This is a genomic window from Vibrio sp. Vf1514, from assembly GCF_052076135.1.
Taxonomy (GTDB): Bacteria; Pseudomonadota; Gammaproteobacteria; order Enterobacterales; family Vibrionaceae; genus Vibrio; species Vibrio furnissii.
This window is the reverse complement of sequence record NZ_CP197267.1, coordinates 410750-434992: the sequence shown is the minus strand read 5'-3', so window position 1 is coordinate 434992 and position 24243 is coordinate 410750. Positions and strand designations below refer to the sequence as shown.

The following is a 24243-nucleotide window of genomic DNA, read 5'->3' as shown; positions in this document are numbered from 1 at the left end:
TCCTTCACCAGATACGAAGTTGGATACCGTCTATGGATCAAAATCCGCAGTCACAGCTTAAACTACTTGTCATTAAAGGCAAGGAACAAGGCTATCTGACCTACGCCGAAGTAAATGACCACCTACCTGCTGAGATCGTCGATTCTGAACAGGTAGAAGATATTATTCAGATGATCAATGACATGGGTATCAAAGTAGTCGAAACTGCTCCTGATGCCGATGATCTCGCGTTAAACGACGACAACGCGATCACTGATGAAGATGCAGCAGAAGCCGCTGCCGCTGCGCTGTCAAGCGTAGAAAGCGAGATTGGTCGAACGACCGATCCAGTCCGCATGTACATGCGTGAAATGGGTACAGTTGAACTACTGACTCGTGAAGGTGAAATCGATATTGCTAAACGCATTGAAGATGGGATTAACCAAGTTCAAAGCGCCGTAGCAGAATACCCGGGCACCATCCCATACATTCTTGAACAGTTTGATAAAGTTCAGGCAGAAGAACTACGCCTGACCGATCTGATCTCTGGCTTTGTTGATCCAAACGAAGAAGAAACTTCTGCGCCAACAGCAACCCACATCGGTTCTGAACTGAGCGGTGCGGATCTGGAAGACGAAGAAGAAGAGAAAGACGTCGACAGCGATGACGACGAAGATGAAGACGAAGATGGTGATGACAACAGCGATGACGATAGCGAAGAAGAAGTCGGTATCGACCCTGAGCTAGCGCTGCAAAAATTCACTGAACTACGTAACAAGTTCCAGAACCTGCAATTGGCGATCAACGAGCACGGCAACGAAAGCTCAAAAGCGCAACAAGCAACCGATCTGGTACTAGACGTCTTCCGTGAATTCCGTCTGACACCAAAACAGTTCGATCACCTCGTTGATACCCTTCGTACCTCGATGGATCGCGTTCGCACCCAAGAACGTCTGATCATGAAGTCTGTGGTTGAAGTGGCAAAAATGCCGAAGAAATCGTTCATCGCCGTCTTTACAGGCAACGAATCGAGCGAAGCATGGCTGGATCAAGTGCTGGCATCTGACAAACCGTACGTCGACAAAATTCGTCTGTACGAAGATGACATTCGCCGTTCTATCCAAAAACTGCAGATCATCGAACAAGAAACCTCTTTGACCGTCGAACGCATCAAAGACATCAGCCGTCGCATGTCTATCGGTGAAGCGAAAGCCCGCCGTGCGAAGAAAGAGATGGTTGAGGCGAACTTACGTCTGGTTATTTCTATCGCGAAGAAATACACCAACCGTGGCCTACAATTCTTGGATCTGATTCAGGAAGGTAACATCGGCCTGATGAAAGCGGTTGATAAGTTTGAATACCGTCGTGGTTACAAATTCTCGACGTACGCAACATGGTGGATCCGTCAGGCGATCACTCGCTCCATCGCAGACCAAGCGCGTACGATCCGTATTCCGGTTCACATGATCGAAACGATCAACAAACTGAACCGCATCTCTCGTCAGATGCTACAGGAAATGGGTCGTGAGCCACTGCCGGAAGAGCTGGCTGAACGCATGCAAATGCCGGAAGACAAAATCCGCAAAGTACTGAAAATTGCCAAAGAGCCAATCTCAATGGAGACACCAATCGGTGACGACGAAGATTCGCATCTGGGTGATTTCATCGAGGACACCACACTGGAACTGCCACTGGATTCTGCAACGGCGACAAGCCTGAAAGCAGCCACTCGTGACGTTCTGGCTGGCCTAACACCTCGTGAAGCCAAAGTACTGCGTATGCGTTTCGGTATCGACATGAACACGGACCACACGCTCGAAGAAGTGGGCAAACAGTTCGACGTAACTCGCGAACGTATCCGTCAGATCGAAGCAAAAGCTCTGCGTAAACTGCGTCACCCAAGCCGCTCAGAAACACTGCGCAGCTTCCTCGACGAGTAAGCATTTGTTACAAAAGAAAAGGTGAGCTATGGCTCACCTTTTTTATTATTGATGGTGCTAAGTGAATAAAAACTAAGCGCTATTACCCTACTTTGCGGCTAGACACTCCACAGCCCATCCCCTATAATCGTTCCCCTATTCGGCCCCTTAGCTCAGTGGTTAGAGCAGTCGACTCATAATCGATTGGTCATTGGTTCAAACCCAATAGGGGCCACCAAATCCCGATAAGGCGTATGAAGAAATTCATGCGCCTTTATCTTTTCTAGTCCGGTCTATATCCGGTCCGCAATTACTTCCGGTAAGCTCTGGTCCATTAGGTCAGCCGAAACTCTCCACGCAGTCACCACAGAGTCACACTTTCCCTGTCAAAGTGAGATCCACTATCCTCGCTATCCATTCCTTATTAGTTCTAAGCAACACACGCCCTTAGAACACAAGTTTAAAATGCATAAGCTATTGATATAAAAATAATAACTATGTTATCTCTCATTCAGAGCACCGATACCCTCATCAATCAATTTCGTTACGATTCCTATACAAGAACACTCGCCCACAGCAAAGAATGAGATGATTTAGATGTGGATAAGCGCGTTGATAATACTGAAATTTATACGTACAAACGTCGTTTCCAAACGGGATTGAAAGCGACGTTTTACTAATGATTTGGATGATGAGAAGGGGGGAATTGAGTTTTAACGTTGTAATTGAATGGCTTGAATCAATGCCGACAACCCCTGTTCAATTTTAGAACGAGGGCAGCCAAGATTGAGCCGTAGGTATCCCTTTCCTGAATCGCCATAAACATCACCAGACATGATCGCGACATTGAATCGTTCAATTAACGTCTGATGAAGCAATGACATATCCAGATCTAACGACGATAAGTCAATCCATGCTAAGTATGTCGCATCAGGTATGACATAGTGAATGTCCTGATATGCATTGTGCAGTGTTTCTTGTACATACTGATGGTTCGCAAAGACATACGCATTGAGTGCATTTAACCAAGGCTCCCCTTGGTTATAAGCGGCCATCGTGCCAAGAACGCCAAGAATAGACGGCGACGAGAGCCCGTCCACTGCTTTCAGTTTATGTAGATAGCGCTCGCGTATGCTGGCATCTGCAATCAATGCATATGCACCGTTGAGTGCTGGAATATTGAATGACTTAGATGCAGAAGTCACCACCGCCCACTGCCCTGAACGACTCATGCCCACATAGGGTATGTGCTGTTTAAAACACACATCCATATGAATTTCATCTGAAATTACGTTGACTTGGTATTTGTCACACAACGCTGCAATTTTTTCGAGTTCACAGCGGCTCCATACCCGTCCTGTTGGGTTATGAGGGCTGCATAATAACAACACTGTATTGTTGTCATCAGCTAGTTTGCTCTCTAGGTCAGGCCAATTAATTTCGAATCGACCTTGCAGCTTAATCAGCTCGCTACGAACACATTTTCTATCTTGCCCTTCGATCATTTTATCGAATGCGTCATAAGCAGGTGTATGAAAAACAACCCCTTGATTCGGCTTGCTCCACAGTTCTATTAATTTCGACACAATATAGATGACAGAGGGGCCGTAAACCAATTGATTGGTGTCGATGTCACAATCAAAACGAGAGCAATACCAATGACTGATTGCGGTTTTAAAATCATCATGATTCCAGCGACTGTAGCCCAGCACCGGATGCTCAAGCCGCTGTTTTAGCGCACGGATGACCACCTCTGGCGCGGCAAAATCCATGTCTGAAATCGTAAAAGGCAACAGACCAGACTTGCCAAATCTATCTTGAACATAGTCCCATTGCGTACAGTAAGTACCAGTGCGATCAATAGGCGTATCGAAGTCGAATTTCTGAGTCATACCAACCTTCCAATTGAACATCCTCAGCACCGTTCAAAGAACCATAGTGCTGAGGTATTTATATTCAAAAACAATGATTAACTTGCCGACATGATGGCTTGCATTTCGTTTTTAACCAGATGGACTTGCGTTCCAATCACGACTTGCAGGTTGTGCTGATCCAGCTTCACCACGCCAAGAGCGCCATGCGCTTTTAATTTGGCATCATTCACCAAGCTCATGTCGTTCACAGAAAGGCGAAGACGTGTGATGCAGTTATCCAACGAAGTGATGTTCTCTTTTCCACCCAGTGCCGCAAGCACCGCAGCACCTTTACCCGATTCGTTGATGAACGCCGCTTCAAGTTCTTTATCCACTTCCGCCGTATCCACTTCACGGCCCGGTGTTTTTAAATTGAACTTGGTGATGGCAAACTTAAACACTGAGTAATACACCACGAACCAAATAGCAGCGACAAGCGGTACCAAGTACCATTTCGTTGCGGTACCTTGCAGGACGCCAAATACCAAAAAGTCAATGAGGTTACCGTCAGTGTTACCAATGGTCACATCAAGCAATCCCATCACCATGAATCCCAAACCGGTGAGGATGGCATGCACAACATAAAGCACAGGAGCAACAAACAGGAACAGGAATTCTAGCGGCTCAGTGATACCACCAACAATGCATGCAACTACACCAGAGATGAGCAACGCTTTAATTTTTGAGCGGTTCTCCGGGCGGGCACAGTGGTACATCGCCAAAGCAGCACCAGGTAAACCACCAAGGAAAGTCGGCATTTTCCCTTGAGATAAGAAGGCTGTGACCTCTGGTGTAAACGTCGTGGTATCCGCACAAGAGAGTTCCGAGTAGAAGATATTCAACGCACCAGACACCGTTTGACCACACACATCCATGGTGCCACCAGCCTCGGTGAATCGAATTAAGGCAACCAAAATATGGTGAAGCCCAATGGGCAGCAATAAGCGTTCCCCAGTACCAAATAGCATAGGACCAAAGTCGCCTGCGCTTTCAATCACATGACCGATGCCATTGATGCCTGCCGCGAAGTAAGGCCATACAAATGGAATAAAGACCCCCACGACACCCAGCACCAGCGCAGAAATGATCGGAACAAAACGGGCACCACCAAAGAAGGCCAGCGCATCTGGCATTTTAAAGGTGTAGAAACGTTGGTGAAGCTTGGCGACTATCACCCCCACCACCACCGCACCCAAGATACCGGTATCAATCGATTCAATACCGATAATGTTTTTGACGCCATAAGCAACACGTTCAGATTGACTATCCAATACACCTGCGACAGTGAGGAAAAAGTTAATCGCTAGATTGAACGCAGCATAACCGACAAATCCCGCGAACCCTGCGACACCTTTTTCTTCACGCGCCAATCCGAGTGGAATCGCGACCGCAAACATCACAGGCAAATAAATGAAAGCAACGAGGCCAATTTTGGTCATCCACATAAACAGATATTGCAATGGCGCATTATCTAAAAAGGGAATCGCTTCTTTAATCGCTGAACTGGAAAAAGAACTACCGACCCCAAGAAGAATACCTGAGAATGCCAGCAGTGCGACGGGCAGCATGAACGTCTTACCGAGGCTTTGCAAAAACTCCCAAATAGTCGATTTGTTGCTTTTAGACATAATCTGTCTCCGGAATTTAAGGACTTGTAGGGCTCATGCACTTCATTCGATGAAGTCATGACGTCTTATTGATATGTGCTCAATATACGCCGCTAAAATTTTTGGTAAAACGTTTTACCAAAAGTTATGTGATCAAGTTAAACAACTTTTATCTAAAGCCGGTCAGGCTTTAAAAATCAGATTAATACGGTTAAAGTTTGCTGATAAAACGTTTTTCTAATCCACAAAGTGAATCTATGTCTTCAAACAAAGTGACCATTACAGAAGTCGCTAAACATGCTGGCGTTTCGGTAACGACGGTCTCAATGGTATTGGGAAATAAAGGCCGAATTTCTCCCGACACCATAGAGAAAGTCAACGCCTCGGTAGAGGCGTTAGGTTACATTCGTAACCGCGCCGCCGCCAATTTACGCTCAAATTCCAGTGAGATTATTGGGCTGATCCTGAAAGACATTAGCGACCCTTATGATGCGGAAGTCACAGCCGGGTTAAGTGAAGAGATTGAACAGCAGGGCTACATGTTGTTTCTGGCTCAATGTGGTGATAGCCAAGAAAAATTTGAACACTGTGTATTAACCATGGCACGCCAGGGCGTGGGGGGCATTGCATTTTGTTCCATCGGCGAAAACCAACAACTGAATGTCGACAACCTCAAGCAACACAACCTTCCCATGGTGTGCATCTCACGCTCGTCCGTAGACAAACACATCGATTATGTCGGCCCAGATAACATGCATGCAGCGAAACTGGCGACAGAACATCTGGTGAAACAAGGTCACCGCAGAATCGCATATGTGGGGGGAGCGAGCAGCTCATTGTGTCGAGCCGAGCGAATTGGTGGGTATTGCACCACCTTGATGCAGTTTGGTTTACCCTTCAAACCGGAATGGGTGGTGGAGTCCGAAAAGAATCAAGCAGCAGCGGCACAAACCGTGCAACAATTGTTACTGGAGCATCCACAGATTACCGCGATGCTTTGCCATCACTCATCGACAGCCTTGGGCGCAGTTTATGGCGTAAAACGAGTAGGACGATCCATTGGTAACGATCAGTTCATTGGGAAGCAAGTCGCCATCATTGGTTTTGACGATGTTGAAGAAGCTGAACTTGTAGATCCCCCACTAACATTTATCAATTTCAATGCTCGAGAGATGGGAAGACAAGCCGCAAAACGCTTGATCAGGCAACTCAAAGAGGTGGATCCTGAACCCTATCGATTGGTGCTGTCTCCAAAGCTCATCGTTCGTGAATCGACCTAAGTGAATACACAACGGCGAGCCGTCGTGCATTGCAATCGCCGGCGAATCATCACGTCAATCCTTGATTGATACGCCATGTTCGGCAAAGCTGATGCGAAACTCATCAGGCTTTTTACACTTGTGAATTAATGAGCAAACCTTAACTACCAAAAATAACGGAAGTTGAGCAGCAGCGAATTCATGCCTGCGTTTTTTGAGTAAATACCACCGTTAGAATAGTGAAGATAGGTGAGCATCAGTGCGCCGACATCGTAGCGCAGGCCGAGGGTTAGCCGATCTTCGAACTGGATGTTGCCTCCCATATCGCGATCGCTGAACACAGACTTGCTGATATAACTCAGCCCGATGCCAGCTTCTAGCAGCGGTTTGCCGCCAGCAAACTGCGATGAAAACTGGTAAGAAAACACGGGCGAAAGCGCGACCATGCGCAGGTTCTCATCCTCATCGAGCGACCACTGATTCAACGATAAGTCCAAGTAGGCAGAGAGGTGCCCCGCCTCACTCTCCCACCATTGTGCATCGAGATGGCGTTGAATCCCGATCCGCACCAGCAACTCATCATCAAAAGACGTTCCAACGCCCAGAGTTACACTATCGAACCCAAATTGGCAGTCAGCGGCAGCCGAAAAGCAAAGCGAGACACCCACAATCAATGGCTTCCAAAAGCAGACATTCATCATGTATATCTTCATTGTTATTGATAAATACAATTTTAGTTCGCAATGTCGATTTTGGCATGCCTGCCGACAATCACTTGAAAAAATGCCCGCATCACTGCGGGCATCAAGGTTAAACCACCGGCGGAAAATCCAACACCATGGTGGCGACACTGAAATAAACAATGACGCCAATGGAGTCGGCAATGGTGGTGATCAGTGGCGCACTGGCCGATGCCGGATCAAGGTTCATTTTATTGAGCACAAACGGCAACAACATTCCAACCACCGACCCGATGATCACCACGATTTGCATCGTCATCGCCACCACCAAAGCAATGTCGCCCCCGCTGCGCCACCAACCCAGCAAGGAGACCGCCGCCGCCATGGTTGCACCAAGCAGCGCCGAGATCGCCAGTTCCTTACCGACCATCTTGGCCCAATCTTTGGCGACCACTTCACCCGTCGCCAGTGCACGCACCATCAACGTGGCCGACTGCGATCCCGCATTGCCACCACTGTCGATCAACAGCGGCAGAAAGAACACCAGCGCCACGTAGGTTTGAATCGTATCTTCGAAATAGGCAATCCCCGCGCCGGAAAAGAGGTTCCCAAACACCAGCAGCACCAACCAAAACACTCGTTTGCGATACATCAAGCCGATGCTGGCATCTTTAAGGCTGCCGGTAAAATTCACCGCCGCCGTTTTATGAAAGCTGCGATCCGCCTGCGCTTCTGCCACATCCATCGCGTCGTCGTACGTCACGATCCCCACCAACCGATTGCGGTTGTCCAATACCGGCAACGCCAACAGATCGTATTTACTGATCGCCTGCGCTGCGAGCGCTTCTTCATCATGCGCGCGCACAAAGATCATCACCTTGGTCATGATTGTCGCCACTTTGGTGCTCGGTTCGGCTATCACCAACTCTCGCAAAGAGATGATGCCTAGCAGTCCTTGCTCCTCATCTAGCACGTACGCTTGATAGATGGTTTCACTCTCATGCGCGCACAGTTTGAGGTGAGCCAACGCCTCTTCCACGGTCAGATCGCGTGTTAAGGTGGCAAAATCTGTGGTCATCACGGCGCCAATCGTGCCTTGCGGATAGGCCGACAGAATCTCGATGTTTTCGCGATCCGCCGCGTTCATCAAGCGCAGCACCTGCTGCTGAATGTCTTGTGGCAACAACGCCAACAGATCAACCCGCTCATCAGGGGCCATTTGATGCGCCATGGCCGCCAATTCTGCCATCGTCATACGCTGTGCGATATCCACCTGCATGGTCAGCGGCAGATAGCTGAACAATTCGGCTCGGGAATCTGGCGTCAGCAACTGCAAAATGTCTTTCAGTTCGGCCTGCGAAACATGCTGCGTGTCTAACAGATGAACCAATGTTTCTGCACAGTCGGCCTTGGGATTACGCGCAATAAATTGATTCAATTGCGTTTTGTCGGCATGGCGCAGCAGCGCCATCATTTCATGAATCATGCTGAGTTCTCCTAGCCTTAGCGCCAAAAATGAGTCAAACGAAACCAGTGAGAACGGACTTTGCCTGCCAGTTCATAGGGCGAGAGTTGCAAACGCTGGCGAATGATACCGATAGCCGCGCGGCTTTCCAGCACACCAATAACCCGGCGCTCGTCATCCAGCACCGGCAGCATGGACCATGGGCTTTGGCGCAAACGCAACGCAGCCTGATAGGCGGGCGCAAAGGGGGAAACCCAGTGCTGCGCGCCTTGGGCCAGCGCAACAATAGGCAATGTCGGCTGTGCAACCGCCAACGCCGACAGCGGAACCAGCCCCAAATAAGTGCCCTCGTCCGAGGTGACGATCACGGCATCGATCAATTGACCGACGATGTGCAAACTGCGCAGCATGTGAATGACATGATGCACTTTCAGATCGTCCCCGACGCAAAAGCAGTCTTGGGTGAGATGATCGCGAACCCGGTTAAAACCGGACATACGCAGCACCACGCGGTGCTGACGCTCAAAGATGGGTGTAACAGTCATAGCTCTCTCCTGAGATTTGCTCAGGACAAAGAAACCTTAACGCACCGCAGCGCCCACGCGAGATGACGTGCGAGTTTGCTGCGTGATCCCAACAGTTCTTCTCGGCACGCAAGCCGTCACGCCCGATAACACGCGCGCAAACAACGTTGCCAAACCCGAGATGGTTTGGTCAGGACACTGGAATGTTCGAAAACGGATGAGAGAATCTGCATCTGCCAGCAGTGATGATCACCAGGCACATGCATAAGCAGAAGGCTGGTGAACTAGAAACCGCGTGGCATTTTCGTTAAACCGAAAAGACCATACTGTGATATTCGACTACTCGATGAGTCCATAGGTTTCTGTTGTTCCTCGAAAAATTAAACGATAGTCAGCGCAAAACGCGCTGTGCTCAATAAGCGAGCGGGATGCTAAATCTGGCGTAAAATCTTGTCAACGATTGCACAACATGCGTGAACATTTTTAACCCTGCGCTGACAAACCGTCACAAACGCTGACACACCTCACCCAGCATTCATTCAGCCGCGAAATATCAGCCTGAAGCAAACGTCTCAAGCCTGCTGCCGCTTTTGCCCATCGTCACCAAATTGCAATCGAAACGCCATCAAAGCCTCATCCAATCGCAGCGGTTCTGACACACTCGCGCTCTAGCATGACGATAAAACACGGATCGTGAGGACGTTATGCTTTCCACCAGCCCTTTTAAATTGCCGCGCAAAACCCCGTTTGGCCTGGGTGAACACATCGCCGAATGGGCGACCGGTTTACACCAACTGGATAAATTTTACGCTCAGCGCCCAGCTGGGTGCGATACGGCGCAGTTTCTGCGTTTCACGCTCGAAGTGTTGGGCATTGATTACCAAGTGGTCAAAGGCGCACTCGGCCAAGTGCCGCAAACAGGCGCGACCGTGGTGGTGGCAAACCATCCGCTGGGTTGCGTGGAAGGGGTGATTCTGGCTGAGCTGCTGCTGACTCGACGCACCGACATCAAAATCCTCGCCAATCACTATCTCAAAACCGTCCCCGAGCTCGATGAACTGTTTATCGGCGTCGATGTATTTGAAACAAGTAAAGCGCACAAAGCCAATTTGCTGGCGCTGCGTCAGGCGCATAAACATCTGGAACAAGGCGGTTTATTGCTGATGTTCCCCGCGGGCGAAGTGTCGCAATGGGTCGACAGCAAACAGCGCCGTTTAGAAGACAAAGAGTGGAGCCAGTCGGTCAGCCGCTTGATCAAAAAACACAAGGCCAAATCGGTGCCAGTGTATATTGATGGTCAAAATTCCAAACGCTTCTACATGGCCGGGAAAATTCACCCGCTGCTGCGCACGCTGATGCTGGGGCGCGAACTGCTGAATAAAAAACAGCACTGTATCGACATCGCGATCGGCGAAACCATTCACTACAAAGAAGTAAACGATCTGTGCGATCAGCAACTGGTCAACTACCTGCGCCTAAACACCTATTTGCTGCACAACCCTGTCACCATTACGCGTAACAAAACCGCGCAAGACAGCTCGTTGGTGCCGATTGAGGCGCGCCTGCCGCTAGACGATCTGCGCCAAGACATCACGCGCCTGTCATTTTCGGATCACCTGCTGCGTCACAACGAATTGGATGTCTACTGCACGCGAGCCGAGAACATTCCCGCCATTCTGCATGAAATTGGCCGCGTGCGAGAACGCAACTTTCGCCAAGTCGGCGAAGGCACTGGTTTATCTCTGGATATTGATGAGTTCGACCGCGACTATCTGCACCTGTTTATCTGGGATCGTGACCAAGAGGTGCTGGTCGGCGCGTATCGCTTAGGGTTGGTTGATGAACTGCTGGCAAGTCGCGGCCTTGATGGCCTGTACTCCAGCACTCTGTTTCAATACGACCCGCGCTTTTTGCATAACATGGGCAAAGCGATTGAGATGGGGCGCTCGGTGATTGATGAGGCGTACCAAAAAAGCATGGCGCCCCTGCTGCTGCTGTGGAAAGGCATCGCCACTTATGTACAACGTCATCCGGACTACACGCACCTGTTTGGCCCGGTGAGTATCAGCAGCGACTACAGCGACCAAGCGCGTCGCCTGCTGGCCGACACCATGACGCTGCATTATTACGACCAAGCACAGGCCGAACTGGTGGAAGCAACCAATCCGCTCCCAGTCGGCCAAAACCTGTGGAATGCCAGCTTGCTGACGTCGCTCGCCGACCTGCAACTGCTATCGCGCGTGATTGCGCGCATTGACGAAGGCAAAGGGATTCCGGTGCTATTGCGCCAATACCTTGGCCTCAATGGCAAACTGGTCAGCTTCAACATCGACCCCGATTTTAACGACGCGCTCGATGGGTTAATTGTGGTCGATTTACGTCACGTGCCACAGCGTACGCTCGCCCGATATATGGGCAGCGACGAAGCGCAGCACTACCTTGATCATCACGCCCAGTCACCGGACCTTACGGCGCTCACTTGAAGCCATCGTCGTCATCTGAAGAACATGTGCGAGTCGGTCAGCGTCAACGCAAGCGTCTCTCAACGCCACCCCATCAGCAAAAAGGGCTGCCCATGGCAGCCCTTTTCATGTCAACACACTTTCCCGTTATTCAACCGTCACCGCTTTAGCCAAGTTGCGCGGTTGGTCAACGTCCGTGCCTTTGATCAGAGCCACATGGTATGACAGCAACTGCATCGGAATGGTGTAGTAGATTGGCGCCGTGATGTCGCTGACGTGCGGCATGGTAACAATCTTCATTGTGGCATCGGCTTCAAAGCCAGCCGCTTGATCGGCAAACACATACAGCAGGCCGCCACGAGCGCGCACTTCTTCAATGTTGGATTTGAGTTTTTCCAACAATTCATTGCTTGGCGCCACCACCACCACTGGCATGTCGGCATCAATGAGCGCCAACGGGCCGTGTTTCAGCTCACCCGCCGCATACGCTTCTGCGTGAATGTACGAAATCTCTTTTAGTTTGAGCGACGCTTCCAGCGCAATCGGGAAGTATTCGCCGCGACCGAGGAACAGCGTGTGTTGCTTGTCGGCAAAGTCTTCGGCAATGGTTTCGATCTCTTTCTCACATGCCAGCGCCGCTTCAATTTGTTGTGGCAACGCATGCAGCGCTTCAACGATCTCTTTTTCCTGCGCTTTGTCGATCACGTGTTTCTGTTTGCCCAGCGCCGTCACCAACATCAGCAGTGCGGCCAGTTGCGTGGTGAACGCCTTGGTCGATGCCACGCCGATTTCAGTCCCCGCGCGCGTCATGAATGCGAAGTCGGATTCACGCACCAATGAAGAGCCAGCCACGTTACAGATGGTCATCGCGGCCATGTAACCTTTTTCTTTCGCCAGACGCAATGCCGCCAATGTATCGGCCGTTTCGCCAGATTGCGACAGGGTGATCAGCAAGCTGTTTGGACGCGTCACAAATTTGCGGTAACGGAATTCCGATGCAATTTCGACATCGCAGCTCACGCCGGCCAGCGCTTCAAACCAGTAGCGCGCCGTCATCCCCGCGTTGTAAGACGTGCCGCACGCGACGATTTGGACGTGTTCCACATTGTTCAGAATGTCTGCTGCATGCACGCCAATACTCTCAGTCACCACAGAATCTTTGGTCAGGCGACCTTCCATGGTGTTAATCAGCGCTTTCGGCTGCTCAAAAATCTCTTTTTGCATGAAGTGGCGGAACTGGCCTTTGTCACCCGCATCGTGTTCGGCATTCGATTCGACGATGTCACGCGTCACGGCTTCACCTAACGTGTTGAATACGTTCACTTCGCGGCGCGTCACTTCGGCCACGTCCCCTTCTTCCAGGTACATAAAACGGCGCGTTACGCTCAGCAGGGCAAGTTGATCTGACGCCAGGAAGTTTTCCCCCACGCCAAAACCAATCACGATCGGGCTACCCGAGCGCGCCACCACGAGACGAGACGGATCTTTGCAATCCACCACCACGGTGCCATACGCGCCTTCGAGCTGTTTCACGGTTTTTTGCACCGCTTCGAGTAGTGAACTTGCCGTGCGACGTTCCCATTCCACCAAGTGCGCGATCACTTCAGTATCGGTTTGTGAGGTAAACACGTAACCGCGCTCACGCAACTGTTCGCGCAGCACTTCGTAGTTCTCAATGATGCCGTTGTGAACCACGGCAATGTCGCCCGACATGTGTGGGTGAGCGTTGACTTCAGACGGCTCACCGTGTGTCGCCCAGCGCGTGTGCGCAATCCCCGTGCCGCCCGCAACGTGCTGCGCATCGACAGCATCCGCCAGCTCTTGCACTTTGCCCAAACGGCGAACGCGCGTGAGCTGACATTCACTGTCAACCACCGCCAGACCCGCTGAGTCGTAACCGCGGTATTCCAGACGGCGTAGGCCTTCGACCAAGATTTCAGCGACATCACGTTGTGCTACTGCACCAACAATTCCACACATGGTATTAACTCCGTAACTATTTTTTGTTTCAGCTTCTCTGTGGCATTCCAGCCGGGGCAGCAAGCAAAAGGCCCGTCAGAGAAGGAGGGTATTCGTTGTGCTCAGGCGCGAATCACACGCACCTGATGAGATTCAATTTGTGCCACGTCAGCGTCGGGCAATTCTTTATCGGTCACCAGCACATCAATCGTGTCCCAGGACAATTCGAGATTGGGGATTCTGCGCCCCACTTTGTCGGATTCCACCATGACGATCACTTCACGCGAGACTTCCGCCATCACCTTGCTCAGGCCAACCAACTCGTTGAACGTGGTCGTGCCGCGCTCCAAATCAATGCCATCGGCACCAATAAACAGTTGGTCAAAATCATACGAGCGCAGTACCGATTCTGCGACTTTGCCTTGAAAGGATTCAGAATTCGTATCCCACGTTCCGCCAGTCATCAGCAGCGTCGGTTCACTTTCTAACTCGTTGAGTGCGTTGGCAACATGCAAGGCGTTGGTCATCACCACCAAGCCACGTTTGTCGTTCAGTTGCTCTATCAACGCGCCGGTGGTGCTGCCGCTGTCGATCACAATGCGATTGTGGTCGCGAATTAATTTCGCCGCGGCTTTGGCAAGCGCTAACTTTCGAACCGAAACTTTTGGGTTCATTTCATCGGCGACTACCTCTTTGGGAAGCGCAATGGCGCCGCCATAACGTCTGAGCAGCAGACCGTTACTTTCTAACGAGGCGAGATCCTTTCTAATGGTCACTTCGGAGGTTTCAAACTGGCTGGAGAGCGCTTCAACGCTGACTTCACCTTGCTCATTCACGAGGTTGGCAATGGCGTGGCGTCTGAGCTGTGTATTTCGTTTCGACATGGTTTATTTTTTATCAAGTTTCGAATCGAAACGAAGTATAATCAAAACGAAACATTTATGTCCATTTATTTTGATCCAAAAAATTAATATTTCGCGCTAAAACCTTGTCCTAAGACAAATCTTAAACAGTGATATTGACGCCGTTCAGTGGTAGAATTCGCACCCTAAAAGAAAAAAAATTACAGAATACGGCGTGATATTTTTGTAACTTTGGCCGTTTACCCTGACTAAGTCGCGGATTTCTGAAATTTTAACCCCAACAAATGGTCATAAAATGACTAAACTTGTTGAAAGACTTTCAGCTTTGGAGTGAGCGAAACTCGTGAACTACACTTGGCAATTGAAGACGACATGTTGCCACCACCGAGATCACTTTGGGGCGATGCACCAAACTTCTATTTCTTAATTTCTATTACCGGAGAGACCCTTCCATGAAAAAGACCAAAATCGTTTGTACGATTGGCCCTAAAACTGAATCTGTAGAGAAGCTAACTGAACTGGTTAACGCAGGCATGAACGTGATGCGCCTGAACTTCTCTCACGGTGACTACGTAGAGCACGGTACTCGTATTGCGAACTTCCGTCAGGTCATGGAAAACACAGGTAAGCAACTGGCTATCCTGCTGGACACCAAAGGTCCAGAAATCCGTACAATCAAACTGGAAAACGGCGATGACGTTGATCTAGTAGCTGGTCAAGAATTCACATTCACCACTGACACTTCAGTTGTTGGCAACAAAAACATCGTTGCTGTGACTTACGCTGGTTTCGCACAAGACCTGAACGTAGGCAACACCATTCTGGTTGACGATGGTCTGATCGAAATGGAAGTGACTGCGAAAACTGATTCAGAAGTAAAATGTAAAGTGCTGAACAACGGCGCACTGGGCGAAAACAAAGGTGTGAACCTACCAGGCGTATCTGTGAACCTGCCAGCACTGTCTGAAAAAGACAAAAACGACCTGAAATTTGGTTGTGAGCAAGGCGTTGACTTCGTTGCGGCTTCTTTCATCCGTAAAGGTTCTGACGTGAAAGAGATTCGTGAAGTTCTGGCTGCAAACGGCGGCGAAAACATCCAAATCATCTCTAAAATTGAAAACCAAGAAGGCGTAGACAACTTCGACGAAATCCTAGAATTGTCTGACGGCATCATGGTTGCACGTGGCGACCTGGGTGTAGAAATCCCAGCAGAAGAAGTTATCTTCGCGCAAAAAATGATGATCGAAAAATGTAACCGCGCACGTAAAGTGGTTATCACTGCAACGCAAATGCTAGATTCAATGATCAAAAACCCACGTCCAACTCGCGCAGAAGCGGGCGACGTTGCGAACGCGATCATGGACGGTACTGATGCAGTCATGCTGTCTGGTGAAACTGCGAAAGGTAAATACCCTGTTGAAGCAGTAACCATCATGGCGCAAATCGCAAACCGTACAGATTCAGCGCTGAAAGCGGAACTGGGTTCTCGTCTGGACAGCCCACGCCTACGCATCACTGAAGCCGTATGTAAAGGTGCAGTGGACACTGCTGAGAAACTAGCAGCGCCACTGATCGTCGTTGCAACTGAAGCGGGTAAATCTGCACGTTCAGTACGTAAGTACTTCCCAACTGCAAACATCATCGCGGTTACCACCAACAAGAAAACTGCTGCACAGTTGGTTCTGAGCAAAGGTGTTTCTCCAGTGGTTGTGGATTCTATCGACAGCACTGATGATTTCTACCGTCTGGGTAAAGAAATCGCACTAGAATCTGGCCTAGGTAAAAAAGGCGACATCGTGGTGATGGTTTCTGGTGCACTTGTGGCATCTGGCACAACCAACACAACGTCTGTACACGTACTGTAATTCAGTCGGTTCAGCACATAAAAAAATCGGGGCATGGCCCCGATTTTTTGTTTCTGTCTCTTACCAACCAAAAAACTCTTTGTGGTGGGTGTTAAGCAATAACACCATCGGCAGGAAATAAAGCGCACTGAGCTTAAATCCTAACACCAACAAAAAGCCAATCGTGAGCCTCACTAGAAAATGATTAACCATACTCTGCCTCGTCTTGCCCAGAGTGTGCGATTTCCGTTCCCTTTCCCCGCCCCACTGCGGAAAAAGTGACTGCTCCATTCAAATTTGGGCGACCATCGATGAAAAGATCGACAGTTTACTTATTAATCAGTTTAGCTCAAGCGGGAATAAAAATTAGACTTTAGTCGCATTGTCAGAAAAGTGTGACACTAGGCGACATCATCACTGCTATGGCAGACCGATACGCGGTTTCGGCCCAATGTTTTCGACTCATACAGTGCAATGTCAGCACATTTATACGAGCGATTGCTGTCGAACGTCAGGTCGGTTACACCCGCACTAATGGTCACGGTTAGACTTTGGTCGATAGCCACGGCAGCACGCAAACGATCCACCACGCGGTGCGCTTCGTCAATGGCAGTGTGGGGCATGATCACCGCAAACTCTTCGCCACCAATACGCGCAATAAAATCGGTGCTGCGTAGCTGGTGCGTGAGGATCTGCGCGACCTGAATGATCACACGATCGCCCTGATCGTGCCCTTGTTCATCATTGATGCGTTTAAAAAAATCAATATCGATCAACACCAAGCAGGCGTCATGATTGTGGGCATAGCGTTCGACCAGTTGCGTCTGCGTTTGCAGCTCTTGTTCGAACTTGCGGCGGTTCCAAAGGTGTGTCAGGGAATCTTTTTCACTCAGCTCGCGCAGTTGGTTTTCCAACGCTTTGCGCTCGCTGATATCAATAATCGAGGTGATGTAGTAGCTCACGCGACCCGCTTCGAAAATGGCCTGAATGCGCACAATGGTCGTGAGCATCTGCTGATCCTCGGTGACCAACTCCACTTCCCCTTCCCAGCTATGCTGTTCCGACACTTTTTCAAGCACGTTGAGCACCTGATCCATGCCGTGGTGACTCAGCAGCACTTTGAGCGCGTTCCGTCCCAGCACCCAATGACTGCTCAGCCCGGTCATCGTTTCAAACTCTTCGTTGACCATGATCACTTGGTGCGACTTATCAGAGATCATCACCGCCGACATGCCACTGAGCGCCGCACGCGCGAGTTTGCTTTCAATCGTCCGTCGATGGTAATGCAGCGCCATGGAAATGGTCGGCAGTGCAAAAATCAGCACGATCAAAAAGACAAACACGCCCTCTTTCACCAGATCGTTCAGATCGCGCGCGACGCGATGCGTGAGTTGGGCTTGGGTCAGTTTGATCACCAAATGCAGTTGTTGCTTGTCAGCAAACGCCATGGTGGTGAACACCAACAGATGGTCGGCCTCTTGGCGGTAGCCGCGTGCCTGCTGCAGCATCTGCGCCCACGAGAACGGGTATTCACGCGCAAAGTGATGCGGTGAATAGGCGCTGTCTTGGTTGTGCATGAACGGCGTTTCCGGCGTCAGGTAGACACCTGTATTCGAAATCAGTTTTGGCCGCAGGGTAGCATCCAGCGCGTAGCTGAGACGATTCGACAGATTGAGAATGTCCACATCAATCATCACATACCCGACCCGCTGGCCAGCCATATTGATGGGCGTCACCACACAGACGGAAGGAATCGTCTCCATCGTCTCGCCCCGCTTCACACGGCGTGTCCCACTCCAAGCGCCCACTTGGTCATCCCCCAATGATTGCGCGTAGCGCAGTAATGCGCTCTGTTGGTAGTGCTCCTCAGTCTCAACCGCTTTGGCCTGATGCGCAGCCGCCGAGTAATCGACGCGAATCAACACCTGCCCTTGCACATCCATGAAGCGAATATGGTCGTACCATTTCTGGCTCTTGGCGACCGACATAAACACGCCCGCCAAACGAGATTGATGCTGTGGGGTTGGCGCCTGAGCGAAGTCGTACGTACTTTGGCTATGACCTAACAGGTCAACGACCGAAAATAGCTGTTCTTGAATCCGGGAGAACTCACGCTCACTGTAGGTGAGCTGATTGAGCGCTTCGCGCGCGGTTTCGGTGATGTTGCTCTGCTTGAGCTGCTGATAGCGTTGCACGTAATACGCGGTAATCGCGGTGGTGATCAACGTACAGGCGATGAGAAGAAATATGACGACTCTCGAAAACCTCATGACCCTGCACTATCATCCCTGCGAAAAAGAAGGTGGGTACTATATCACCATTTCATGCGCACTGAATAAAAAAGCGACCGCAGACTCGGTTTTGATTGTGTCGAAATAAAACAGCCAGAATCGAGCATGATCCTGGCTATTTACCGCATGATGGGGTGTTTATTCTGCCAGTTTATAAATCACATCTACGCGATCGCGAATCACCAACGTGGCATCCTGATAAGTATCGCTCGCGCTGACTTTTTCATTCATGCTCATCGCACGCATCATCACGGGCTGCGGATTCATGGTGTTGTAATCAATTCGCCACACGCCGCCCAAGTTGCGTTTGAACCCTTTGGCAATCGAGCGCGCTTTCAGTTTCGCGTCTTCAATCGCCGCCATGCGGGCTTGCTGTTGGTATTTCGCTTCATCACGCACTTTCAGCTGCACGTTATCAACCTGATTGATGCCGTTGGCCAGTGCCACATCCAAATACTGGTTCAGGTTGGCCACATCATCCACTTCCACCGTTACACTGCGTGACGCGCGGTAGCCGACCAGTTCCGGTTGGCCGGATTTCGGGTAATGGTATTGCGGTGCCAAATAGAGGTTGGAGCTGGAGATGTGCTGCGCATTGACGCCCGTCGCTTTCAGCTGCGCGGTAAATGCCGTAACCACTTTGTCGACCGCAGCCTTAGCTTGCTCGGCATTCATGGTGGTTTCCGTCACTTTCACAGAGAACTGCGCCATGTCTGGTTTTGCGACGACTTCACCGTACCCAGTGGTCACCAAATGCGGAAAGTTAGGGTCTTGCGCCTGAACGCTGGCTGCGCCAAATAAGCACGCCACAATCGCAAGCTGAGGGATCAATTTCATGCCGTTTACCTTATCGGTTTACGCTAGGTGACCTAGCCAAAATCCGGTCGTCTGCATGACGATCCGGTCAAAATCATTGGCTCTATCATAGGTGAAATAATGCGCGTTCGAAGCGTATGGCGGTGAAAATCACACAACTTTGACTTTGCTCGCAAGCGCTCCCCACAGGGGTGTCATCTATTGCGGTAACGCGTGTCGGGCATAACTGACAATCGACTCCGAGATGGTTTTCAGTAGGCCGCTTTCCAGTTGCCAATGGTGCCAATAGAGCTTTTGATCGACGAAATACTCCGGCAACATGTCCACCAACAGCCCTTGCTGTAACTCCTCTCGAATCTGCACTTTGGGGATCAACGCAAACCCAAAGCCATGCAGCGCCGCTTTGACACACGCTTCCGAACTGCCGACCGAATGTTTGATCTCACTTTGCATGTCGTGCCCCAAACAGGCATGGACAAAACGTTCATTGATAAAATCCTGTTGATCAAACGCCACCGAAGGCGCCACATCCAGCGCCGCGCCAGTCACGCCATGTGCAAAATAACGCTGATAAAATTGCGGCGAGCACACCGCCAAGTACGGCATGTTACCCAGCAACACCGCCTGACACCCCGGAATGGTTTTTGCGGACTGACTAATCGCCCCCACCACTTCACCGTTTTTGAGTTTCTCAATCGTGCGGTGCTCATCATCCACCAGCAGATTGATTTCCACTTTGCCGGGCGTGATCAAGGGGGACAACGCCGGCAACAGCCAAGTAGCGAGGCTGTCGGCGTTGGTCGCAATCGACACCGACACCGCCTTGTCTGCGCCATCATTATTTAATTGCGGCAGAATGTCTTGCTCCAGCACGCACACTTGGCGATACAGGCCCAAGAGCTTTTGCCCTGCCGGAGTGACTTTGGGCGGAGACTGACGCACCAACACCGGTTGTGCCAACCATTTCTCCAATTGCTTAATTCGCTGAGACACCGCGGACTGCGAGATGCACAGCGTTTCCGCCGCTTTTTCAAAGCTGCCTTGGGCGATAATTTCGTCCAACGCTTCTATCCAACGGTAATCTAATCCACGCATGCTTTCACCATAAGTAATCCTAATGACTTATTAATATTATTAGTTTTATTTATTTTTAACTATCCCTTATTTTTGCTCTCAGATAACTATTTAATCACTTTTGGAATATAACTATGAACTTGTGGATCTTGCTTCAGGGCTTTGGATTCGGTGCCACCATGATCATTCCGATTGGCGCGCAAAATGCGTATGTACTCAATCAAGGCATCAAACGGAATCATCACCTGACCACCGCGACCATTTGCAGTTTCCTCGACATCTTTTTTATTTCGCTGGGTATTTTTGGTGGAGGAGCCATTCTGTCGCAAAGCGAATGGCTGCTGACGTTCGTCACCCTTGGCGGCATTGCGTTTCTGACCTTTTATGGCCTGCAATCGTGGAAAAGTGCTTTTGCCAAACCGAGCGACGAAAACACCACCACCACAACCGCACGCGGTCGCCGAGCGGTGATTCTCGGCACGCTGGCCGTCACAGTGTTAAACCCGCATTTGTATTTGGATACGGTGGTGATTTTAGGTTCGATTGGTGGCCAGTTTGAGGGCAACGATCGCCTGTCATTTGCCATCGGCACCATCATGGCATCGTTTGTGTGGTTTTATTCGTTGTCGATTGGCGCGGCAAAATTAGCGCCAACCCTCTCCAAACCCAAAGTGAAACAAGCGATTGATATCGGTGTGGCGCTGATGATGTTTGGGATTGCCCTCGCCCTGACCAACAACCTGTATCAGTTATGGCACTAAGGAGTCCCGATGTCGGCATTAGAAACCTTGTATCAAGCCAATGTGGCGTTGCTTCATCAAGCTGGAGTGCCATTTCAACAATGGCAACATGAACCGATTTTGGACTTCGCCACCGATGAAAAGGTGGCTCGAGAGCTGGGCTGGACCGGCACGCACACCAAAAGCCTGTTTCTGAAACTTAAAGGCGGCGGCTACGCCCTGCTGTTTACCGAAAAAGATGCACGTTTGGATGCCAAAGCCATCAAAGCGTTAATCGGCAAACGGCCGTCGATTTGCAGTGATGAGGAGATGACCGAAGTGACCCGCTGTCTTCCCGGCGCAGTCGGCCCATTTGTGTTGCCCCAAGCCATTCCAGTGATTGTTGATCCAGCGCTGCTGCACAAACAAGAGCTGCTGTTTACCCCCGGCCATCCTCATCTCACGCTCGGCTTTTCGGGCGCTGATCTGGATAAATTGCTCGCCAACATCGCGAATCCAATCATCATGCTGGCATAAAAAAACGGAGGCTTTCGCCTCCGTTATCGTGATTCGCTGCAAGCTTAGTCGAGCTTGTTGAGATGCACATCCATTTGTGGGAATGGAATCTCGATACCGTTTTCATCCAGCGCTTCTTTCATCGCTTGAGTCAGATCCCAGTAAACAGCCCAGTAATCGGCACTGTTCACCCAAGGACGCACGATCAGGTTCACGGATGAGTCAGCCAAAGCATGTACCGATACGTTCACGGCTGGCTCTTTCAGCACGCGAGGATCGCGTTCAACAACTTCGCGCAGCACTTGTTTGGTCTTTTTCAGATCCGCTTTGTAAGAGACACCAATCAGGAAATCCACACGACGCGTGTCGTAGCGAGAGTAGTTGGTAATCGCACCACCAATCACAGCCGAGTTGGGCAGAACGATCATCTTGTTGTCTGGTGTTTTCAAAATAGTTTGGAAGATTTGAATCGAATCCACCGAACCCGCCACACCGGCCACTTCAACGTAGTCACCCGATTTAAATGGACGGAACGCAACAATCAGAACACCCGCCGCAAAGTTCGACAGTGAGCCTTGCAGTGCCAAACCAACTGCTAAACCCGCGGCACCAATTACAGCAACCACAGACGCAGTTTGGACACCGATACGACCCAACGCCGCGATCAGAACAATCACAAATAGCAGGTAACGCACCAGACCATGAACGAATTCGACGACTGCCGGATCCATGTCTTTTTTCTTCAGGACTTTCGAAACACTGCCCGCGACTGCTTTCACCACGAGATTACCGATAAACAGAATCAGTAGTGCGGAGATAATATTGACACCGTATTGAATCAATAGATCCGAGTTATCTGATAGCCAAGTGTTTACGTGGCTCAGACCGTCAACAATCGGCATTTCCACGCCGCTCGATTCACTAGCCATAGTATGTATCCTCTAGAATAATCTTTCTTCGATGTTTTTTTGTAACCCACTGACAATCAAACACATTTATAGATAACGTCCCTGACATCAGAATTTTGGCAATTTATCGTAATCTTGGTAATTTGCAAAGTCAGGTTTTAGCAAAGACCGACAAAACAAAAGGTTATCTCGATTTTGGACAAGCCTGTATCAGATTAAGCAATAATCACCTTCTCTGCCAGTGGTTCGCTAAAATTTAATCCAGCCACAAAACAAAAAGCCCGCTCAATGAGCGGGCTTTCTTAATCGTGAGAGACGACTTACAGTACGTCTACCGCGTTCAGGTCAGCAAAGGCTTTCTCAAGACGAGCAACCATAGACGCTTGACCAGCACGTAGCCATACGCGTGGATCGTAGTATTTCTTGTTCGGTGCGTCTGTACCAGTTGGGTTACCGATTTGACCTTGTAGGTAATCGTGGTTGTCTGCTTCGTATTGACGGATACCATCCCAAGTTGCCCACTGTGTATCAGTGTCGATGTTCATTTTGATCACACCGTAAGAGATAGATTCTTTGATTTCAGCTTCAGTTGAACCTGAACCACCGTGGAATACGAAGTTCAGAGAGTTCGCTGGTAGGCCGAATTTCTCAGATACGTATTTTTGAGAATCACGCAGGATAGTTGGAGTCAGCACAACGTTACCTGGTTTGTATACACCGTGTACGTTACCGAAAGATGCTGCGATAGTGAAACGAGGGCTGATTGCGTTCAGTTTCTCGTATGCGTATGCAACGTCTTCTGGTGAAGTGTACAGCTCAGATGTATCCATATCAGAGTTGTCTACGCCGTCTTCTTCACCACCAGTACAACCCAGTTCGATTTCCAGAGTCATGTTCATTTTAGCCATGCGCTCTAGGTATTTAGAAGAGATTGCGATGTTGTCTTCTAGAGACTCTTCTGACAGGTCGATCATGTGAGAAGAGAACAGCGGTTTACCAGTTTCTGCGAAGTGTTTTTCACCAGCGTCTAGTAGGCCGTCGATCCAAGGCAGTAGTTTTTTCGCTGCGTGGTCAGTGTGCAGAATCACTGGCACACCGTAAGTTTCAGCAACTGCGTGTACGTATTTTGCACCCGCTACAGCACCAAGGATTTGCGCACCTTGACCTTCAAGTTTAACGCCTTTACCTGCGAAGAAAGCAGCGCCACCGTTAGAGAACTGAACGATAACTGGAGCTTTAACTTTCGCAGCTGCTTCAAGTACAGCGTTAACAGAATCTGTGTTTACACAGTTCACTGCAGGAAGTGCGAAGTTGTTTTCTTTAGCTACTTGAAATACTTTTTGTACGTCATCGCCAGAGATAACACCAGGTTTTACGAAGTCGAAGATCTTAGACATGGATGTAATCCTATTTTCTGTCGTTTTAAAAATAAAAACGGTAAGTTT

The 24243-nt window shown here is 49.9% G+C and carries 18 protein-coding genes and 1 tRNA gene; 7 read left to right on the top strand and 12 right to left on the bottom strand.

Features of this window, described 5'->3' with window-relative positions; all coding sequences use genetic code 11:
• Positions 1-32 precede the first annotated feature (32 nt).
• Entirely contained in the window at positions 33-1919 is a 1887-nt protein-coding gene (rpoD, locus tag ACS18Q_RS02065) for an RNA polymerase sigma factor RpoD (protein ID WP_392442816.1), read from the top strand.
• A 141-nt stretch (positions 1920-2060) separates the two neighbouring features.
• A tRNA-Ile gene (locus ACS18Q_RS02060) sits at positions 2061-2136 on the top strand.
• Between the two features lie 475 nt (positions 2137-2611).
• Here ACS18Q_RS02060 and ACS18Q_RS02055 read toward each other — a convergent pair.
• Both ACS18Q_RS02055 and malX read right to left on the bottom strand, forming a co-directional pair.
• The gene (locus ACS18Q_RS02055; protein WP_441257321.1) at positions 2612-3790 is read right to left on the bottom strand and encodes a MalY/PatB family protein; all 1179 of its coding nucleotides are present in this window, start codon (positions 3788-3790) and stop codon (positions 2612-2614) included.
• 77 nt (positions 3791-3867) lie between these two features.
• Positions 3868-5439, bottom strand: coding sequence for a maltose/glucose-specific PTS transporter subunit IIBC (gene malX / locus ACS18Q_RS02050; RefSeq protein WP_014205802.1), 1572 nt, complete (start codon positions 5437-5439; stop codon positions 3868-3870).
• Between the two features lie 236 nt (positions 5440-5675).
• On the opposite strand from malX, the gene malI reads away from it, so the two are divergent.
• Entirely contained in the window at positions 5676-6698 is a 1023-nt protein-coding gene (gene malI, locus ACS18Q_RS02045) for a Mal regulon transcriptional regulator MalI (RefSeq protein WP_441257320.1), read from the top strand.
• 143 nt (positions 6699-6841) lie between these two features.
• Here the strand turns inward: malI and ACS18Q_RS02040 are convergent, their stop codons facing one another.
• From ACS18Q_RS02040 to ACS18Q_RS02030, 3 genes are all read right to left on the bottom strand, one after another.
• Positions 6842-7378: an acyloxyacyl hydrolase gene (locus ACS18Q_RS02040; protein ID WP_441257319.1), complete on the bottom strand. Its 537-nt coding sequence runs from the start codon at positions 7376-7378 to the stop codon at positions 6842-6844.
• A gap of 109 nt (positions 7379-7487) precedes the next feature.
• A complete protein-coding gene (mgtE, locus tag ACS18Q_RS02035; RefSeq protein ID WP_441257318.1) occupies positions 7488-8843 on the bottom strand; it encodes a magnesium transporter in 1356 nt (451 codons plus the stop codon).
• Positions 8844-8860: 17 nt separating this feature from the next.
• Positions 8861-9367, bottom strand: coding sequence for a CBS domain-containing protein (locus tag ACS18Q_RS02030; RefSeq protein WP_441257317.1), 507 nt, complete (start codon positions 9365-9367; stop codon positions 8861-8863).
• A 683-nt stretch (positions 9368-10050) separates the two neighbouring features.
• Between ACS18Q_RS02030 and ACS18Q_RS02025 the strand changes: the two genes are divergently transcribed.
• Positions 10051-11829 carry a lysophospholipid acyltransferase family protein gene (locus tag ACS18Q_RS02025; protein WP_441257316.1) on the top strand — a complete coding sequence of 593 codons (1779 nt, stop codon included), beginning with the start codon at positions 10051-10053 and terminating at the stop codon, positions 11827-11829.
• A 126-nt stretch (positions 11830-11955) separates the two neighbouring features.
• On the opposite strand, the gene glmS is transcribed toward ACS18Q_RS02025, so the two are convergent.
• Both glmS and ACS18Q_RS02015 read right to left on the bottom strand, forming a co-directional pair.
• Positions 11956-13788: a glutamine--fructose-6-phosphate transaminase (isomerizing) gene (gene glmS, locus ACS18Q_RS02020; RefSeq protein WP_441257315.1), complete on the bottom strand. Its 1833-nt coding sequence runs from the start codon at positions 13786-13788 to the stop codon at positions 11956-11958.
• Positions 13789-13889: 101 nt separating this feature from the next.
• On the bottom strand, positions 13890-14651 hold the full coding sequence (locus ACS18Q_RS02015) for a DeoR/GlpR family DNA-binding transcription regulator (protein ID WP_041942634.1): 762 nt from the start codon (positions 14649-14651) through the stop codon (positions 13890-13892).
• Between the two features lie 431 nt (positions 14652-15082).
• Between ACS18Q_RS02015 and pykF the strand changes: the two genes are divergently transcribed.
• Positions 15083-16495, top strand: coding sequence for a pyruvate kinase PykF (pykF, locus tag ACS18Q_RS02010; protein ID WP_004724236.1), 1413 nt, complete (start codon positions 15083-15085; stop codon positions 16493-16495).
• A 380-nt stretch (positions 16496-16875) separates the two neighbouring features.
• On the opposite strand, the gene ACS18Q_RS02005 is transcribed toward pykF, so the two are convergent.
• The 3 genes from ACS18Q_RS02005 to ACS18Q_RS01995 form a co-directional block, all read right to left on the bottom strand.
• Entirely contained in the window at positions 16876-18744 is a 1869-nt protein-coding gene (locus tag ACS18Q_RS02005; RefSeq protein WP_441257314.1) for a diguanylate cyclase, read from the bottom strand.
• A gap of 159 nt (positions 18745-18903) precedes the next feature.
• On the bottom strand, positions 18904-19602 hold the full coding sequence (locus ACS18Q_RS02000) for an oxidative stress defense protein (RefSeq protein ID WP_004724239.1): 699 nt from the start codon (positions 19600-19602) through the stop codon (positions 18904-18906).
• A 177-nt stretch (positions 19603-19779) separates the two neighbouring features.
• Positions 19780-20676, bottom strand: coding sequence for a LysR family transcriptional regulator ArgP (locus ACS18Q_RS01995; RefSeq protein WP_143680511.1), 897 nt, complete (start codon positions 20674-20676; stop codon positions 19780-19782).
• Positions 20677-20789: 113 nt separating this feature from the next.
• Here ACS18Q_RS01995 and ACS18Q_RS01990 point away from each other — a divergent pair, with 113 nt between their 5' ends.
• Entirely contained in the window at positions 20790-21416 is a 627-nt protein-coding gene (locus tag ACS18Q_RS01990; RefSeq protein WP_004724241.1) for a LysE/ArgO family amino acid transporter, read from the top strand.
• 9 nt (positions 21417-21425) lie between these two features.
• Positions 21426-21911, top strand: coding sequence for a YbaK/EbsC family protein (locus ACS18Q_RS01985; RefSeq protein WP_014205815.1), 486 nt, complete (start codon positions 21426-21428; stop codon positions 21909-21911).
• 44 nt (positions 21912-21955) lie between these two features.
• Here ACS18Q_RS01985 and mscS read toward each other — a convergent pair whose 3' ends face one another.
• Both mscS and fbaA read right to left on the bottom strand, forming a co-directional pair.
• Complete coding sequence (gene mscS / locus ACS18Q_RS01980) at positions 21956-22819, bottom strand: small-conductance mechanosensitive channel MscS (RefSeq protein WP_004724243.1); 864 nt, start codon at positions 22817-22819, stop codon at positions 21956-21958.
• 299 nt (positions 22820-23118) lie between these two features.
• On the bottom strand, positions 23119-24195 hold the full coding sequence (fbaA, locus tag ACS18Q_RS01975; protein ID WP_014205816.1) for a class II fructose-bisphosphate aldolase: 1077 nt from the start codon (positions 24193-24195) through the stop codon (positions 23119-23121).
• Positions 24196-24243: the final 48 nt, after the last annotated feature.